The sequence below is a fragment of the Armatimonas rosea genome (assembly GCF_014202505.1).
In the GTDB taxonomy this organism is placed as follows: Bacteria; Armatimonadota; Armatimonadia; order Armatimonadales; family Armatimonadaceae; genus Armatimonas; species Armatimonas rosea.
Map to the genome: position 1 here is coordinate 717,776 of NZ_JACHGW010000004.1, position 17,911 is coordinate 735,686.

Here is a 17,911-nt window from a genome sequence, read left to right on the forward strand (position 1 = left end):
TGCGTGAACCCTGAACGCCTCGCGGTCTCGGACCGTATCTCGCGCCTCATTCCCTACCAGCCGGGTAAGCCTATCGACGAAGTCAAGCGTGAGCTGGGCATTGTCGGCGATGTCATCAAGCTGGCCTCTAACGAGAACCCTCTCGGCCCCTCGCCCGCCGGAATCGCTGCACTCCAGACCGTCTTACCGACCCTTGCGCTCTACCCCGATGGTGCCTGCCACACGCTACGGCTTGCAGTGGCAAAGAAGCACGGAGTCTCCCCCGACTCCCTGATCTTTGGCAACGGCAGCGACGAGGTCATTCACCTGCTCGGCCTGACCTTCCTAGAGCCCGGCGATGAGATTATTGTCGGCGACCCCACCTTTGTGCTCTACGAAGCTGCCGCCACCCTCGCTGGTGCCACCACGGTGAAAGTACCACTCACCCCCGGCGACCTGCGCCACGATGCCGCCGCGATGGCCGCCGCCTGCACCGAGAAAACACGCCTGGTCTTTGTCGCCAACCCCCACAACCCCACGGGCTCGGTGATCTCCAAGGCCGATGTGGAGACGCTCCTCGCGGCCCTCCCTCCCCGCGCGTTTCTCGTGCTGGACGAGGCCTACGCCGAGTATGTCGAAGACGATCCGTCGCTCCCCCGCGCCCTCGACTACCTCGCGGCCGGTGCACCCGTGATCTGCCTGCGGACATTCTCCAAGCTCTATGGCCTGGCGGGCTTCCGGGTTGGCTACGCAGTCGCGGCCCCGGATGTGATCGCGCTGCTCAACCAGGGACGCTCGCCCTTTAATGTGAACCTTGCCGGTCAGGTCGCTGCCACCGCCGCCCTCACCGACACGGAGTTTATCGCCCGGAGCAAGCAAAACAACGACGAGGGAATCGCGCAGCTCATCGCGGGCTTTCAGCGGCTTGGCCTGAGCTGGGTGCCCACCCGCGCCAACTTTATCGTGGTCGATACCGGCCGCCCCGCGAAAGCCATGTTCGACGCGCTCCTGAAGCAGGGAATTATCGTCCGTGCCTTCCCCAAGGACCTGCCCACCCACCTGCGCGTCACGATCGGCACCCCCGAGCAAAACGCCCGCTTCCTGGAGGCGCTGGAAGCGTGCCTGAGCTAGCCTACCCCCTCGCTTCCCTCACGCACCACCCGACACCAACCGTGGTCACGGTCGGCTCGGTGCAAATCGGCGAGGGCTGCCCCGTCGTGGTGATGGCCGGCCCGTGCAGTGTTGAGAGCCGTGAGCAGACCCTGACCACGGCACGGGCTGTCAAGGCGCTCGGAGCCACCGTCCTGCGGGGCGGAGCCTACAAGCCTAGCACCTCACCCTACGGCTTCCAAGGCTTAGGAATCGAGGCCCTGGAGATTCTCGCGGAGGCCAAGGCCGAGACGGGCCTCCCCATCATCACCGAGGTCATGGACCCGCGCCGCGTGGAGCTGGTCTGCGGCTACGCCGATATCCTCCAGATCGGGACGCGCAACATGCAGAACTACGACCTCCTCCGGGAGGTCGGCAAGACCCAGACCGCCGTGTGTCTCAAGCGCGGCATGTCGGCGAGCCTGGCGGAGTGGCTCCAGGCGGCGGAGTACATCCTGCTGGAGGGCAACCCCAATGTCATCCTCTGCGAGCGCGGCATCCGCACCTTCGAGACCTACACCCGCAATACCCTGGACCTCGCCGCAGTTGCCGCCCTTAAGTCCCTCACCCACCTCCCGGTGATCGTCGATCCGTCGCAGGGCACGGGCCGCTCGGCGCTGGTCTCAGCACTCTGTCGCGGCGCGGTCGCGGTTGGGGCCGACGGGCTCTTAATCGAGGTTCACCCCGCGCCCGAGCAGGCCCTCAAAGACGGTCCCCAGCAGGTCACCCCCGAGGGCTTCGCTACCCTCATGACCGAGCTAGCCCCCATCGCAAGCGCCGTGAACCGGGGGATCGCATGAAACGACGACTCCTGGGCCTGCTTGTGGCCCTCACGGTCTGTGCCCTCTCCACACTGATCGGACTGACCGTCCTTACCGCCGCCGCCACGGTCGGAATGGGTGGCAACTACGACATGCCCCCCCCACAGACAGAAAAATTTGTCGCCGCCGCCGCCAGCAAGCTCGGCGGTAAGCCCGGCCTCGACACGGGCACTTATAGCATCCCCGTGCTCCCTTGGTCCTCGGTCACCGTGAAAGCGACGGTCACGCCCAAGTCTACGGGGAGCCATGTGGAGCTCTACGGCCACGCGACCAAGGTAAAAGAGCTCAAGCAGCTCCTAGATCGCCAGCTACCGCCTTTTTCTGGACAATAAAGGGGCGCCCATTGCCCCGATTCTGAGCCCCATAGGTCGCCGTCAGTGCATGACAGTTCGGGCAGAGCAAGCGCAGATTCTCGGGCCGGTTGTTGCGCCAGTTGCCATCGATGTGGTCCAGATGAAGAGGAATGAGCCCCGTATTCAAGTTTCTCTCCGCCCAGCCACACTGGCAACACTTCTCGCCGTAGGTATCTTTGAGCCATCGCTTGACGTGGTATGAAACCTCTACCACTCCTCGGGCTCCATCTTTTTCCCCGGCCAGCCAGGCTTTCACGTATTCGTGATGTTGGTGCTCCTGCTGACAACGATTGCTACAATAGAGATATCCAGGTCGTGAAACACGATTTTCACAATCTCGGCACAGGCAAACAGGGCGAATTTTCAAACGCATACGAAACCTCCATACGCGCTACTCCAGAAAAATCGACAAAACGGAATGCTCTATAAAACAAAAATGACCGCATTTCTACGGTCATTTTCAAGGCGGGAGTTAGAGGATTTGAACCCCTGGCATCAGGTTTTGGAGACCTGCGCTCTACCAGCTGAGCTAAACTCCCATTATTTAATTAGTACACGATACGTTTCCGTACGGTGGTAGATTCTACCATGTCCGGCTCTGGGTTGCCAGAGCCGGACAGAGTAAAGTCTTAGGCGATGATCTTGGAGACGACGCCCGCACCAACCGTGCGGCCACCCTCACGGATCGCGAAGCGAAGACCCTCTTCCATCGCGATAGGAGCGATCAGCTCGCCCTTGATCGTGACGTTGTCACCGGGCATCACCATCTCAACACCCTCAGGAAGGTCCATGTTACCCGTCACGTCCGTCGTACGGAAGTAGAACTGAGGACGGTAACCCGTGAAGAACGGGGTGTGACGACCACCCTCCTCCTTCGCAAGGATATAGACCTCCGCCTCGAACTTCGTGTGCGGCTTGATGGAGCCCGGCTTGGCAAGAACCTGACCACGCTCGATCTTGTTGCGGTCCACACCACGAAGAAGAACACCCGCATTGTCACCCGCCTCGACATAGTCGAGCGTCTTGCGGAACATCTCCATAGAGGTCGCAACCGTGTTGGTCGTGTCCTTAAGGCCCACGATCTCAAGCGGCTCACCCGCCTTGAGCTGACCACGCTCCACACGACCCGTCGCAACCGTACCACGACCGGTGATCGTGAAGACGTCCTCGACAGGCATCAGGAACGGAAGGTCCTTGGGACGCTCAGGCGTGGGGATGTAGGCATCCACCGCGTCCATCAGGCGCAGGATCGAGGGCTCACCGTACTCACCCTGGTCACCGGCAAGCGCCTGGGTCGCAGAGCCAACCACGATCGGGGTGTCGTCGCCGGGGAAGCTGTACTTGGAGAGAAGATCACGAACCTCGAGCTCAACCAGCTCAAGAAGCTCAGGATCATCGACCATGTCGGCCTTGTTCAAAAACACCACGATGGAGGGCACACCGACCTGACGGGCGAGCAGGATGTGCTCACGGGTCTGGGGCATGGGGCCATCGGCAGCGGAGCAGACCAGAATCGCGCCGTCCATCTGGGCAGCACCGGTGATCATGTTCTTGATGTAGTCGGCGTGTCCGGGGCAGTCGACGTGGGCGTAGTGCCGGGTCGCGGTCTCGTACTCGACGTGCGCGGTGTTGATGGTAATTCCGCGCTCTTTCTCTTCGGGTGCAGCGTCGATGGCCTCGTAGGTCATCGCCTTCGCGCCACCCGCCTTGGCTAGAACCGTCGTAATCGCGGCTGTCAGGCTGGTCTTGCCATGATCCACGTGTCCGATCGTCCCCACGTTTACGTGAGGCTTCGATCGCTCAAACTTTGCCTTTCCCATAATTCTTCAGCTTCCTTTTAGTGTCGTTACACAGAAAGACGCAACGCCTCTATCCGAGTGCGTTGCGCCAGAATGGAGCCCTCGATGGGAATCGGACCCATGACCTCTTCTTTACCAAAGAAGTGCTCTACCACTGAGCTACGAGGGCGTTACGGCCATCACTGACCGAGGAGAAAGTTTATCACCTCTCCAGATTTTTGTCAATGGTTTCAGCCCTCTCTCACATTAGGGACGAATTCTTAACAGAATCGGGGTGCGCTTCCCCATCGCATTCCGATACGCCCCTGCCGCGTAGAGAGCGCCTGAGTCGTCGCGCGTGCTACAGCCGTAGAGGAAACAGTCCCCCGCCGACCAGCCTGGGGGTGGGTTCAGGGGAAATGGTTGCGACACCGACACGCGACGGGCGAGATCAAAGCGCACCCAGCTCCACTGGTCCCGCACCTGAGCAAACCCCACAACCTCCCCTTCCCCCGAGAGCGCATAGAGCCCAGAAGCATACGAGCGGTCCTCGTTGTGGAACCAGCCGAGGTCCTCCAGACGACTGGGCTGCGTCTCGGCGGCGGGCACGACAATCCGAAAGAGACGCCCGGTGTGGGTGGTAAAGACAACGGAGTGATCCAGGAGGGTCTGGTAGGCGATAATGCCGTGGCACTGCTGTGCCGCGCCGTACTGGTAGTTGGGAAGGGGGTGCTCCGCGACCTGCTTCAGCTGGCGATTAAACTCCACGAGCGTGTGAGCAGCATCGTTAGGGCGGACATACTTAAGCCGTGGGACATAGACATGCCCTCGATAGTCACAGATCAGGTGCCGCGAGATGTGCCCCTCGACAGACCCGACCAGCACCCGTGTTGCCGTCCGCGCCTTGGTGTCAAACCGGAAGAGGGTATGGTGCGGGAACCCAAGGCCATACAAGTCGGTGCCATTGCCCGCAAGAGCGATCACCCCCTCAGGGATCGTCATCAAGTGCTCCCAGCTCGTCGTCCCCGGCTTGATGCGCCAGAGGTGCGAGCCCCACGGGGGTGCCTCCTCACCCACATAGCCCTGCCGGGGATCGTCCATGGTGGCGAAGTAGAGAAAGCCATCTTTTCCCGCAATAAACTTCGTATGGACCTTTACCTGTTGCTCCCTAGGGCGGTAGAGCTTTACCCGCTTTAGCTCAGAGAGGACATCCCCCACCCGCGCAACCGTCTCGTCGTCGGGATTGTAGCGAAACAGCTGCGCCGACTGGTCCTCCGTGTAGTGCGATGCTCCCGAGACCCAGATCTGCCCCCCGAGGTCGCTCCCCAGCGCTCCCCACACGGCAAATGCGCCTGGGTAGTCCGGAAACGTGATCACCTTCACCTGCGGTGCTCTGGTCGTGGAGTTGTTTGTGGGGCGGGTGAAGCGAGTTCCAGCAAACGGTGCCCAGGGCACCGTCCGTAGCGCAGACGTAACATCCCCCTTAAACGTGGTGGGGACAACCTTCATCTCCGCAGGGTCTAGGCCCGCCTTACCGATAATACTGCCCTCGCGGGTTAGCTGGATATCGCCCAGAAAGCCATCACAGCCGCCTTTTTGCGCCGGAAAGCAGCCCAGCCAGAGGGTTCCCGTCTCTTCGCGGGGGACCACGGGCAGGCTGATCGCCGCCTCGGCCTTCTGCTTTCCATCCACAAAAATCCGAACGGTGTCTTGTGAGATCATTAAGCGAAGCTGGTGCCATGCTTGGTCGCAGAGGTCCTCACGTGAGACGAGCGAGACCGGGGGAACCCCATAGCGGGAGCTAGAGACAAAGGTCAGAAACCCCGTTCCTTGCTCTGTCACCAGGCGCCAGCTCTCCTTGGTCGCCAGCTCGGCCGCGATCAGGAAGTTGGTGGTCTGCTTGGATTGGAGCCGCACGAGCAAGCTCACGGAAAAGTCGGGGACGTGCCACAGGCCGCCTCCCTTGGTCTCGCGACCTCCCCTACGAGCATCGAGAACGCTGTCTAGGTACATCTGTCTGTTCTTTACTCCCTTACGCTCAGGTGCCTGGTGCGCTCCCCCAGTGCAGGTTCGGCTCGGGCCCCATGACAAACTCCAGGGTTCCCCCCACGACAATCTCCGCGTGCTTGAGCCAAGCCCGCTCCAGCGGCTTGCCGTTGAGGCGGGCGCTCTGGATATAGAAGTTCTTCTCGCTGTTGTTGTGGGCAACCACAGTAAAGGTCTTGCCCTTGTAGTAGGCGGGATCGAGGCGTAGGGTGACTCGGTCAAAGAGCGGGCTCCCGATAATGTAGGTGCCATCGACCGGCGAGACCGGGTGAAAGCCCAGCGCACTCAGCAAGTACCACGCCGACATCTGCCCGACATCCTCGTTGCCACAGAGCCCCTTCACTCCTGTTCCGTAGGCATTGTTGAGGATAAAGCGCACCCACTTCTGGGTCAGCCACGGCGCGCCGGCGTAGACAAAGAGATACGCCACCTGGTGCACCGGCTCGTTGGCGTGGTTGTAGTACGGGTTCCACTTGAAGTTGGCGGGTGTCTTCTCAAAGAACGCGGTGAGATAGTCTAGGAAGTACTGCTTGCCCATCAGCTGGATCAGGCCGGGGACATCGTGGGGGACAAACCAGCCCTGCTGATACGGATTGCTCTCGACACAGCCCTGGCCCTCCGTCGTCGCGCCGTGCCAGGTGGTCCAGGAGCCGTCGCGGTTGCGGGCGCGCATGTTGCCGACGCTGGGATCGTAGATCGTGCGGTAGTTCTGGGCACGCTGTTTGAGGAGCGTGGCATCGTCGTGCTTGCCCAGCGCGTCGGCGAAGCGCGCGGTGCAGTGGTCGAAGTAGGCGTTCTCCAGGGTCCAGGAGATGCTCCCGGGAACAAAGCCCTGGCGCTCGTACTCGGCCTGGCTGGGGCGCGATGTTGTATTTCCCATGACGCTCTGGCGGCAGAGCTGGTAGGCCTTGGCGGTATCGAAGCGGCGGATTCCCTTGAGGTAGGCATCGACGATCACCGAGACCGCCGGATCGCCGATCATGCAGCCCGACTCCGCCCCGAGAATCTCCCAGCGCGCCAGGCAGCCGCGCCCGCTGAGCTCAGCCTGCTGGATCAGGGAGTTGACTGTATCGTTGACCACATCGGGGCGGATGATGCTCAGAAGCGGGTACTGGCTCCGAAAGACATCCCAGCCGCTAAAGATCGTCCGGTAGGTAAACTGCCCCGTCTGGTGGGGCTTGCGGTCTGCCCCGATATAGCGGCCATCGCTGTCCGACGCCGCCCGTGGGTCGATCATGGTGTGGTAGAGCGCGGTGGAGAACGCCTCGCGCTGGGAGGGAGTCCCGCCCTCGATCTCCACGTTTTGCAGTGCCTTCTCCCAGAGCCGGCGCGCGCTCTGGTGGACGCCCGCGAAGTCCCAGCCGGGGATATCCCGCTTGAGGTTCTGGCGCGCCCCCTCAACACTCACAAACGAGATGCCCGCCTTGACTAGCACCACCTCGCCCTCGGTTGTGGGAAACTCCGTGTAGAAGCCCAGGTGCTTGCCCTCGCGCGCCCGGCAGCCCTCCAGCACGTCGGCGGCCGCGACTCGGGCGCGGTAGGCGGCACTCTCGATATCCTCGCGCTTGCGCCGCTGGCTGTCGGGGATCTCCGCGGACCAGACCCCGAACTTTTTCAGAGGCTTGCTAAACTGCGCCGAGAAGTGCACCGTGTAGTGCGCCTTGCCATCGCCATTGCCCCACCCGCCACCATCGGGGGTGCACTCCATCCAGCCCTCGATCGTGTGGTCGTCGACCACGGTCACGGACTGCCGCACCGACGTGCCACCGACACGCCTCGCAAGATCAATCTGCACACGAGACTGGTCTGATTTCGGAAACGTAAACTTCAGCAGCCCCGCACGCGGCGCGGCGGTCAGCTCCGCCCGGATATTGTAGTCGTCGAGGGTGACCGCGTAGTACCCCGCCTTGACCACCTCGGTCTCGTGGCGAAAGCGCGAGCGGTAGCCGTCCTCGGCCCCCTTGGTCCCCCGCTCGGTCTTGAGCTTGCCCGTGGTGGGCATGACCAGGAAGTTGCCCAGGTCGCCGTACCAGCCGATCCCGCTCATGTGCGTGAAGCTGAAGCCCTCGATAGTCTTGTGGTGCCAGGAGTAGCCGGGGCCGTTGTCACCGCCGGTGATCGTGTCCGGGCTGAGCTGCACGAGACCGAAGGGCGTGGTGGGACCGGGGAAGGTCTTGCCCTCGCCAAACTCCTGGCTCGTGCTCGCGCCGATCAGGGGGTTGATGCTGTCAACGAGTTTATTTTGCATAGCTGGGAGGTTTTTACCAGAAATTTTTGCGGGGAGGTTCTAATTTCTTGCATATACCGCTTTTTGTGGGAAACCGCCTAGACGAATCCAGGGAGCTGTGCTATTATTTTTCTATCCAAAACAACCGCCGCCGCTTGCCAAGTCCTTGCCAAACTCCCCAAGGTAGCGCAGCGGGAAAGAGTCGCACGAATCGATGAGCCGAACGTTCAGGTTCAGTCCCTATGGCTGGGGCGCCCTTGCCTCCACACTTGCCCTCCCCGCGATGGTCTTCTGGCCCTCCGCCACCGACGCCCGCTCCGCCCCCCTCGCTCCCACACGCGCGGAGCTTGAGAAGCAGTTCACCACGACGGTTCGTCCGTTTCTTGCGGCGTTTTGTACCGACTGCCACGGCAAGAACAAGCCCGCCGCCCAGCTCGACCTCGCGTCGTATGCCAATGTCTCGGCGGTGATCAAGGAGCTGCCCCACTGGACTCTCGTGATGGAGCGCCTGACCATCAAGGACATGCCCCCCGCCGAGTCTAGCAAGCGCCCCAGCGACAAGCAGCGCGATGCCGTGATTGCCTGGATTCGCGCCGTGCGCCAGTTCGAGATCGCGCGCACCGCGGGCGACCCGGGGCCGGTGCTGGCACGCCGCCTGAGCAACCGGGAGTACGATTACACTATCCGCGACCTGACCGGCGTCGACCTGCGCCCCACCAAAGAGTTCCCGGTCGATCCCGCCAACCAGGAGGGCTTCGATAACTCCGGCGAGTCGCTGACCTTCTCCCCCGCGCTGATGAAGAAGTACCTGGCGGCGGCCAAGGAGATCTCGGATCACCTCTCCCTGACCTCCACGGGCTTCGCCTTCGCAAGCCACCCCGTCCTGGCCGACACCGACCGGGAGAAGTTCTGCTCCCAGCGCATTGTCGCCTTCTACAAGCGCCAGCCCACCGAGCTCGCCGACTACTTCTTCGCCGCTTGGAAGCTCAAGCACGGAAAGTCCGCTTCGGTGGCAGCGGCCGCGGCGGAGGAAAAAGTCAGCGCGAAGTACCTGGAGACGATCTGGAAGCTCCTGAGTGGCAGTGAGCATGCAGTCGGCCCCGTGGCGACCCTGCGCAAGAGGTTTGATGCGCTTCCCGGCGATCCCGAGGCAGCGCGCAAGGCCTGCACCGAGCTTCGGAGCTGGGTGGTGACCCTGCGTCGCGACAAGATCGCCTGGCGCTTTGGCAACCTCAATGTGCCGCGAGAGTTCCGCACGGGGAGCTTCACCAATGTCCTCTGGAAGGACCGCCAGTACGCCACGCACCGCCTGAGCTTCAACCCCAAGCTCCTGCAGATCGGCGGTGTCCCCGCCATGCGCCCCGCACCGGTCAAGGGCGGCTCACTCGGCCAGGTGCAGGGGGCCCCCGTCATGGTCCCCGACCCCGTCGACCCCGATCTCTTCGCGCCTGCGAACGAGGATGAGCGCAAGGCCTACTTGGCGAGCTTTGAGACCTTTAGCCGCATCTTCCCGGATGTCTTCTATATCGAAGAGCGCGGCCTGATGGAGTCGGACAATATCTACCAGCACATCGGGCGCTTTCTCACCGGCGGCACGCACAACGCGGTGAGCTACTTCCGCGATGATGTCCCGCTCCGGGAGCTGGTTCTGGACGAGAAGGGGCAAAAAGAGCTCGATGCCCTCTGGAGCGACTTTGGGATTATCGCGGCCTACAACCGGGAGACCTACCTCCAGGGGCTCTTCTACGAGGGACTGGAGGCGCAGACCATCCTCGCGGAGCGCGACCCCGAGTTCAACTTCGCTCCCTACACGGACAAGGCGACGGCCAGCGCCGATAAGATGCAGCGCTACTGCGACCTGTACCTGGCCAAGGCCAAGCGCATGGGCGCGACACCCGAGACCCTCGCGGCCTACGAGGACTACTTCAAGTGGTCGTCGGCCAATATCCGCCAGGAGGAGCGCGACCGCCTCGCCGCGGAACCGGTCCATAAGAAGGCAGTCCTTGAGTTCGCGAGCAAGGCGTTCCGACGCCCGCTCACGGAGACGGAGAAAGCGGACTACCTCGCTCTCTACACCAAGCTTCGCCAGAAAGATGGCCTCTCGCACGAGAGTGCGATCCGAGACATCGTGGTCAATATCCTGATGTCGCCCTACTTCATCTTCCGGCTCGATCAGGAGCTCCCCACGCAGCCAGAGAAGCCGGCCAAGGGCAAGATCCTCTCTTCCACGCAGGGCGCCGCACCCACGCAGAAGACCCAGGCTCTCTCCGACTACGCCATCGCCAGCCGCCTGAGCTACTTTTTGTGGTCGTCGCTGCCCGATGACGAGCTCCTCGCCGCGGCGGCCAAGGGCGAGCTACGCAAGCCGGCGGTGCTGGTCGCTCAGGCACAGCGCATGCTCAAGAGCCCCAAGGCACGCGCCCTCGCCACGGAGTTTGGCGGCAACTGGCTGGACTTCCGGCGCTTCGAGGAGCACAACGCGGTCGACAAGACCCGCTTCCCCAGCTTCAACGACAGCCTGCGCCAGTCGATGTTTGAGGAGCCCTTGCACTTCATGCTCGACACCTTCCAGAACAATGGCTCGATCTTGGACTGGCTCTACGGCAAGCATACCTTTGTCAACGGCCCCCTCGCCAAGCACTACGGCATGGATAACCTCACGCTCCCTCCCGGAATGCGATTCGGTGCTGAGGACTGGGTTCGGGTCCCCGATGCGGATAAATACGGCCGCGGTGGGCTGCTCCCGATGGCGCTCTTCCTGACCCAGAACGCATCGGGGCTGCGCACCAGCCCGGTCAAGCGCGGCTACTGGGTCGTGCGGCGCGTGCTGGGCGAGCAGATCCCTCCCCCGCCTGCCAAGGTCCCGGAGCTGCCCAAAGACGAGAGCGAGCTGGGCGAGAAGACCCTGCGGCAGGCGCTGGAGATCCACCGCAAGAACCCCGCCTGTAGCGGCTGCCACGCCCGCTTCGACTCCTACGGCCTGGTCTTTGAGAACTTTGGCCCGATCGGAGAGCGGCGCACCAAAGACGGCGGCGGGAAGACTGTCGACAACCGTGCTCCCTTCCCTGGTGGCAAGGAGTTTGCAGGAGTGGATGGGCTGCAAGCGTTTATCCGCCAGAAGCGCCAGCAGGATTTTGTTGGCACCTTTAGCCGCAAGCTCCTCTCTTATGCACTAGGACGTACGCTGCTTCCCTCCGACGAGCCCCTGCTCGCGGAGCTGAGCAAGCGCCTGAGCACGAACAACTACCGTTTCAACACGCTGATCGAGGGCATTATCACCAGCCCCCAGTTCCGTAACCGCCGAGTGGCACCTGTCACTCCCAAAAAGGATGCATAGAACCATGTCAAACGAAGAAGCAACGACAAAGCGAGCGCTCTCCCGGCGTCTCTTCCTACACGGCACCGGCGTGGCGATGGCCCTGCCCTGGCTGGAGTCCGCCGCGGTCTGGGGGGCACCTCTGACCGGGAAACCGACTCCGAGCACGCCGCCCAAGCGCTTTGTGGTCCAGTTCATGGGGACAGGAATCAGCCCCAACAACTGGTGGGCCAAGGGCGAGGGCGCCCAGATGGAGCTCAGCTCCTGCCTCGCGCCGCTGGAGCCACTCAAGACCAAGCTCAATGTGATCAGCGGCCTCTACAACAAGCCCTCGACCGGCGTGGGAATTCACCCAGGCATGACCGGTGGCATTCTCTCCGGTGCGCCCCTGACACGCGGCGCGGTGCTCCACGGCGGGATTAGCATGGACCAGGTGCTCGCCCAGAAGCTCGGGCAGGACACGGTTCAGCCTAGCCTCGTGCTCTCCTGCGAGAAGCCGCTCACGGGCTACCACGAGTCCAACTTCTCCATGGCCTATAGCTCCTACATCTCCTGGCAGGACGCCGACTCGCCCGTCCCCAGTGAGGTCTATCCGTCGCTAGCCTTCGATAGCCTCTTTGACAACAATGGCAACCAGCGCCTGGAGAGCGTGCTCGATCGTGTGGGCTCCGAGGCAGCGAGCCTGCGCCGCAAGATCAGCCGCGAGGACCGTGGGAAGCTCGATGAGTACCTCAATAGTGTCCGCGAGGTGGAGAAGCGTGCCCAGAAGCTCCGCGCCGAGATGTTCAAGGCAGCGGAGAACGCCAAGAGCAAGGGCAAGCCGCTGGTGGCGATGAAGCGCCCCGACGATGGCCTCCCGGAGGACCTGCGCGAGCACATGCGCCTGATGTGCGATATTGTTGCCCTCGCGATCCAGACCGACAAGACCCGGATCGCGTCGATGCTGATGTGCCGCGACCTCTCGGGGCTGTTCTACCCGTTCCTGAATGTCAACGACGGCCACCATATCGCCTCGCACAGCGACAACTCCGAGGGCTACCAGCGCATTGTCCACCACTACGTGACGCAGCTGGCCTACCTGGCGGGCAAGCTCGACGCCATGCCCGAGGGCGATGGGACCACGGTTCTGGACAACACGGGGATTCTCTGGCTCTCCAACATGTTCTCCGGCTCCCAGCACGACAACTCGCACCTGCCCATCCTCACCGTGGGCGGCATGGGCGGGACCCTCAAGACCGGCCGCGTGCTCAACTACCGCGATAAGGGCGAGGAGAACCGCCGTGTCTGTAGCCTCTACCTCTCGCTAATGGACCGGATGGGCGTGCAGCTCGACCACTTCGGCGATGCCAGCACCCGCCTGGCGAACTTCTAGTCTAAGGGTAGGCCACCGGAGCGCTCCGGTGGCCTACTTCACCCTCTCCCCCAGCACCCGTGCGAGCCGCACCGACGGCTTCTCGACCAGCAGGTAGAACCCATAGGCGATCCCCAGCGCCGCGCCGAGAGCCACAGGAACCACTCCCAGCGGCAACGCCTGCCCCTGCGCCTTAAAGACCCGATCCCCCGCCCAGAGCAGCATCGGGTGAACCAAGTAGAGCGAGTAGCTCCAGGCTCCCAGGCTCTCCAGGCGCTGCGCCAGCGGCGTGCTCACAAACGAGCCCACCTCGGCCGCGATCCAGAAGTAGGCAGGGAACGCGAGCAGAAAGACCGTGCGCGGGAGCCCCACCGATGATTTCCAGGTCGCCAGAAGGCACAGGCTCGCCAGAATAACCATCGCCGCCCGCACCAGCCAGAGCGGGAGAGTACTGAGCTTGGGAAAGCGCGTGTTCTCCGCAAGCCGGCAGCCCAAAAGCCAGAGCGGGAGCCAGACTAGCCAGTTGAGAAACGGGCCAAACTCGTGCATGTAGCCGCGCGGCGCCCCCGAGTAGATCAGGAACGCAGAGAGCCCGCCAAAGACCGCCAGCAAGGGAGTCCAGGAGGTGCGCCGGCTCACCCAGAGAAAGAGCGGGTAGAGGGCGTAGTAGACAATCTCGCAGTACAGGCTCCACATCACGGAGCTCAGCGCCGCGTAGCAGCCGATCAGCAGGCTCAGCCCCAGCGCGACGAGCAGTGGCGTGCTGATGCGCACTAGGCGCCGGGTGTAGAACGCTCCCAGCGCGAGCGGCTTATCTTTCTTGCGGAACGGGAAGTGGATACAGAGCCCCGAGATAAGAAAGAACGCCACCACGGCCGCCTGACCGTTGAAGAGCCCCAGCAGGAGCGTGCGGAGCGCATGGGGCATCGCGACCTGGGCAAAGAACTCCGAGCGGGCAAGGTGGAAGCAGACCACGCAGAGCGCCAGGAAGAAGCGCAGGGTATCGATCCGGTAGAGCCGCTCGGCAACCTTACTCATGCTTGAATCTCTCCTGCAAGTCCGGCTACCAGAGCAAGCGCCCGTAGTCCAGGGTGTAGGTCAGGTCCCGCGAGCGCTCCCCGATCGGCTTGGCGGGAACCCCGGCGACAATCGTGTAGGGGGCGACATCTTTGGTGACCAGCGCCCCTGCGGCTACCACCGCCCCCTCGCCCAGCGTGACCCCGGGGAGGATCATGGCCCGTGTTCCCACAAATACCCGGTCGCCGATCACCACGGGCTTCTCGCGGCCCGCGAAGCTCGGGCTCTGGATATCGTGGTCGGCCGTGAGGATCGTCACCTCGGCGGAGAGGGAGACATTGCTCCCCATCGTGATTCCGCCGCGGCCATCCAAGCGGCACTTCTGGTTGATCACCGAGTGCGCCCCGATCTCGATCCCCCCCTTGGTGTCGAACCAGGCGTCCATTAGGATATAGGCCCCCTTGCCGATCTTGATTCCGAGGATAGTGCGGTAGAAGGCGAGGCGGAGGGCGTGCGACGGTGTCTTGGCGATCACGCGGTTGGCCCAGTAGAGCACGCCTTCGTAGGCGAGGCGGCGGACAAAGCTCATTTCTCGAAGTGCCTCAGGAAGATGCGCTGCAGGGCTGTGCGGCTATGGCGCTGCTCGACCAGATCAAAGCCGGCTTGCTGGAGTGTCTTGGTGTACTCCGCGTCTTTTAGGAGCCGCAACAGCGCGGCCTTGACCGCCTCTTTGTCCATGGCCGTCACCACCGAGGTCGCGTCCTTGAAGTACTCCACCTCCGCAGCGTAGGGCGGCGAGACGACGAGTGTTGGGGTTCCGGTGGCGAGGTAGTCGATTGTCTTGGTGTAGATACTGGTGCGGATCATCTTGGAGATCACGGGGTGGTCCGTGAAGGAGATCAGGATGGTCGCGAGGTGGGCTTGGGCCAGCTTCTGGGGGATCTCCTCCATCGCCACAAAGCCTCCCCACTTCACCGCCGGCCCAAGATAGCTGGTCGGCTCCTGCTGGGTGTAGATCGTCAGCTCCACCGGCTTGCCATCGAACTCCAGCCCCTGGTTGAGCCAGTCGCAGAACCACTGCATCGTGGACTCAAACATATTGTTGATCGACCCTGTGTAGACCAGCGCGATCTTATCATCGGGGGGCGCAAGCTCCTGGCGGATGGTCTTGCAGGCATCGGCCTCCAGGAAGTGGTGCATGAACTCGCCGTCCACCCCGAAGCGCTCCTTGTAGACCCGGATCATCGACGGGCTAATCAGCCAGAGGCGCTCGGCGTGCTTGAGGAAGTCCGTGTGGTGCCGGTCGATAATCCAGTTAGGCAGCAGGTACGGGTTGGCCTTATCCCAGTCGTCGGTGATGAAGACATAGAGTGGGATATTGAGCTCCTTGCTCAGGTAGTAGGCCGCCATACTGAACTCGCAGCCGTATGGAGCCGTGAGAATCGCCTCCACTCCCCGCTTGGCGATCACCTCTTTGCCCTTGGCGACAATGGTCTTGATACGGCCACAATCAATGCTGGACTGGATCGGGCTGAAGAAGCGCCGGGGCCGCAGGTCGAAGCGCTTGACACTCTCAAACGTGGTGTGGGGGCAGGGCAAGAAGCTCTGGGTCACCACGGGCTTCTGGTTCTCATGCCAGGTACGACAACAAAAAACATCCAGCTTCTCCATGTCGTAGTGACGGAGAAGCTGGCGAACAATCACGGGGGCTCCAGCAACCGTTCCGGGCGGGTAGTCGCTCATAAAGAGCAGCTGCTTATACACACCCGGCATGGTACCCAAATTCTAGCGCTTTTCCGTGAGCTGGCGTAGGATTTTTTCGGTCTGCCCACTCTTGCGGACACTGTTGAAGAGCTTCGCCATGGGATCGTCCTCATTGTCGGCGATATAGCCGATAAAGGCGATACACATCTCGTCGGTGGTGGCCTCCCCCCAAGCGACACTCTTGGGCGGGTTGTTGGGCTGGCGCGGGTTGGCTGCGGAGTTGTCGTAGCGTGCCTTGAGGGTCAGCTGGGTTCCCTTGGGCAGCGCGACAAAGTCCTTGTAGTTGTAGGAGTCCTGCCAGTTGAAGTCCCAGTCGTTGATCTGGATGAGGGGCTTCTTCGTGCCATCGGGGAGCTTGGCCTCTACCCCGATCTCGCGGCCCAGCAGGTGCATGTGCGGGATCACAAAGACCGCCTTGGCATCGAAGGGCAGGGGGAAGGTCATGGCGGTGTTGTAGCTGGCCTCACCGGCGGGAATGTTGAGCGGGGCGATCAGCGGGAGAATCCCCAGGTGCTTGGTGATGGGCTTCTTGGCGAAGTAGATTCCGACCTGGGTGATGTCCTCCTCAGGCTTGCCATTGGAGTGGTAGTGGACCTGCATCACCAGGTCGCTCCCCTTGGGCAAGGGCCGCGCGATCCCGTCGGGGAGGAAGTACGGGAGCTTGCCCGGCGCCCAGCCGTCGAGCTCGCCGTCGGGGAAGAAGCCCGGGCCGCCGAAGCTGGTGTAGCCCGGCCCGGCCTCGGCCTCGTCCATCTTGCGCGCCCGGCCCTGGGTGTCCAGGTAGCCGATCACGTGGTGGACCACCGCCTTGTTGCCCGCCCGGTACTCCACCGCGACCACCTCTTTGTCCTCGGTGACGCCCGTGGGGAGGACAAAGCAGCGGTAGACATCGGCCCCCGACGGTGCCACTTGGTAGCTCTGGGGCATCTTGAGGACCAGATCGGGCTCGCCGAGCGTCCAGCCCTTCACAAACTTAGGCGGCGCGGGTGCCTTGGCAAGATTACCTGCGGGCGCGCCGGACTTGGCCCAGAGGGAGATAAGCTGGATCTGGGCATCGCTGAGCTTGCGGACTCCCGTGAACTCGCCGTGGCCCTCGACCGGCTTCCAGGGCGGCATGAGCTTCTTCTCGGTCACCTGAGCGATATTGGCCGCAACCGCCTTCGCGCCGGCGTAGCTGTCGAGCTTCATCGGGCCGATCTCCCCCGCCCGGTGGCAGGAGACACAGTTGGCATTGAGGATCGGGGCGATATGCTCGGCGTAGGTCGGAGAAGCCCCCTGGCCCCCACTCGTGGGGGAAATTGGCTCGATGGTGCAGCCCACGGGCTCGGTCTTGGCGACCTTGACGGGCTTGCCTGCCAGCGCCGCGGTCAGGGCATCGGCCAGCTCGTGGTGGAGCGCCGCCGCGCCACGGGACTTGGCCTGCCCCACACTGTCATCGCTCACCCGCCCCGAGTAGAGCACCTTGCCATCGGCGTTGAGCACAAAGGCCTGGGGGGTCACGGTCGCCCCGAGCGCACTCTTGAGCTTCTGGTCGGGGTCACAGACAACTACAGCCTCGCTGAGGCCATACCTTGCCGCGTGGGTCTTTGCGGTCGCTTGGTCGCCGGGGTTGCTATAGACCAGCACGAGCCGCCCTCCCCGCGCCTTGGCGGTCTTGGCCAGTGTGGCGAGCTCCGGAGCGTGGCGGTTGGCGATCGGGCAAGACACCCCGACAAAGACAATCGCGGTCGCCTTCTTCGCGAGATACGAGCCCAGCCCCGCAGGTGGTGCGGGCTTTGTGGCACTTGCCAGCACCGCGCCCCCCAAAAGAAGCGCCGACATCCCCAGCGTCCAGACAAAACGGTTCCGTACCATAACACCTAGCCTCCGCCTCTAAAGACAGTGAAACGATCTGTTTAGATTCCAGTTTTTCCTTGAATTACCTTCGGTGGCCTGAAAGTCCACCTCTGGGCCGCGCTCCGCGCGAAGCGGGCCGAGCCCGCAGAGAAGCCGAGTCCACGCGGCCCCGGGCCGCTTCGCCGAAGGCGGCCACAGACGGGGACTTTCACCCCCAGCGAAAACGAATTTCTAAATTGTACCATTTTTCACAAAGATAACCGTGCTCTATCTG

The 17,911-nt window shown here is 62.7% G+C and carries 13 protein-coding genes and 2 tRNA genes; 5 read left to right on the forward strand and 10 right to left on the reverse strand.

From position 1 onward, the window contains the following. Positions 1 to 3: 3 nt before the first annotated feature. From hisC to HNQ39_RS22810, 3 genes are read left to right on the forward strand one after another with little or no spacing between them, the layout of a single operon-like run. Positions 4 to 1,110: a histidinol-phosphate transaminase gene (gene hisC / locus HNQ39_RS29690; protein ID WP_221290241.1), complete on the forward strand. Its 1,107-nt coding sequence runs from the start codon at positions 4 to 6 to the stop codon at positions 1,108 to 1,110. Next, complete coding sequence (gene aroF, locus HNQ39_RS22805) at positions 1,098 to 1,928, forward strand: 3-deoxy-7-phosphoheptulonate synthase (protein ID WP_221290244.1); 831 nt, start codon at positions 1,098 to 1,100, stop codon at positions 1,926 to 1,928. The genes hisC and aroF overlap by 13 nt, the downstream gene beginning before the upstream one ends. Continuing rightward, positions 1,925 to 2,281, forward strand: a complete 357-nt coding sequence (locus tag HNQ39_RS22810) for a hypothetical protein (protein ID WP_184202411.1) — start codon at positions 1,925 to 1,927, stop codon at positions 2,279 to 2,281. Before aroF ends, HNQ39_RS22810 begins: the two co-directional genes overlap by 4 nt. Here the strand turns inward: HNQ39_RS22810 and HNQ39_RS30695 are convergent. From HNQ39_RS30695 to HNQ39_RS22840, 6 genes are all read right to left on the reverse strand, one after another. Continuing rightward, a complete protein-coding gene (locus tag HNQ39_RS30695; protein WP_184202414.1) occupies positions 2,235 to 2,675 on the reverse strand; it encodes an HNH endonuclease in 441 nt (146 codons plus the stop codon). The genes HNQ39_RS22810 and HNQ39_RS30695 overlap by 47 nt on opposite strands. A 93-nt stretch (positions 2,676 to 2,768) precedes the next feature. Then, a tRNA-Trp gene (locus tag HNQ39_RS22820) sits at positions 2,769 to 2,841 on the reverse strand. 90 nt (positions 2,842 to 2,931) lie between these two features. Further along, complete coding sequence (tuf, locus tag HNQ39_RS22825; protein ID WP_184202416.1) at positions 2,932 to 4,122, reverse strand: elongation factor Tu; 1,191 nt, start codon at positions 4,120 to 4,122, stop codon at positions 2,932 to 2,934. Between the two features lie 73 nt (positions 4,123 to 4,195). Further along, positions 4,196 to 4,270 (reverse strand) — tRNA-Thr (locus HNQ39_RS22830). Positions 4,271 to 4,347: 77 nt separating this feature from the next. Beyond that, positions 4,348 to 6,093, reverse strand: coding sequence for a LamG-like jellyroll fold domain-containing protein (locus tag HNQ39_RS22835; RefSeq protein ID WP_184202418.1), 1,746 nt, complete (start codon positions 6,091 to 6,093; stop codon positions 4,348 to 4,350). Between the two features lie 25 nt (positions 6,094 to 6,118). Continuing rightward, a complete protein-coding gene (locus HNQ39_RS22840; RefSeq protein ID WP_184202420.1) occupies positions 6,119 to 8,374 on the reverse strand; it encodes a GH92 family glycosyl hydrolase in 2,256 nt (751 codons plus the stop codon). 193 nt (positions 8,375 to 8,567) lie between these two features. Between HNQ39_RS22840 and HNQ39_RS22845 the strand changes: the two genes are divergently transcribed. Together HNQ39_RS22845 and HNQ39_RS22850 are read left to right on the forward strand one after the other, a co-directional pair. Continuing rightward, on the forward strand, positions 8,568 to 11,690 hold the full coding sequence (locus HNQ39_RS22845; RefSeq protein WP_184202422.1) for a DUF1592 domain-containing protein: 3,123 nt from the start codon (positions 8,568 to 8,570) through the stop codon (positions 11,688 to 11,690). 4 nt (positions 11,691 to 11,694) lie between these two features. Further along, positions 11,695 to 13,041 carry a DUF1552 domain-containing protein gene (locus HNQ39_RS22850; protein ID WP_221290246.1) on the forward strand — a complete coding sequence of 449 codons (1,347 nt, stop codon included), beginning with the start codon at positions 11,695 to 11,697 and terminating at the stop codon, positions 13,039 to 13,041. A 33-nt stretch (positions 13,042 to 13,074) separates the two neighbouring features. Here the strand turns inward: HNQ39_RS22850 and HNQ39_RS22855 are convergent, their stop codons facing one another. From HNQ39_RS22855 to HNQ39_RS22870, 4 genes are read right to left on the reverse strand one after another with little or no spacing between them, the layout of a single operon-like run. After that, complete coding sequence (locus tag HNQ39_RS22855; protein WP_184202425.1) at positions 13,075 to 14,058, reverse strand: acyltransferase family protein; 984 nt, start codon at positions 14,056 to 14,058, stop codon at positions 13,075 to 13,077. 25 nt (positions 14,059 to 14,083) lie between these two features. Beyond that, on the reverse strand, positions 14,084 to 14,626 hold the full coding sequence (locus HNQ39_RS30390; RefSeq protein WP_184202427.1) for an acyltransferase: 543 nt from the start codon (positions 14,624 to 14,626) through the stop codon (positions 14,084 to 14,086). Next, positions 14,623 to 15,810 (reverse strand): glycosyltransferase family protein, encoded by a 1,188-nt coding sequence (locus tag HNQ39_RS22865; protein ID WP_184202429.1) that lies wholly within the window; start codon positions 15,808 to 15,810, stop codon positions 14,623 to 14,625. The genes HNQ39_RS30390 and HNQ39_RS22865 overlap by 4 nt, the downstream gene beginning before the upstream one ends. Positions 15,811 to 15,822: 12 nt before the next feature. Further along, entirely contained in the window at positions 15,823 to 17,655 is a 1,833-nt protein-coding gene (locus HNQ39_RS22870; protein ID WP_184202431.1) for a redoxin family protein, read from the reverse strand. Positions 17,656 to 17,911 lie beyond the last annotated feature (256 nt).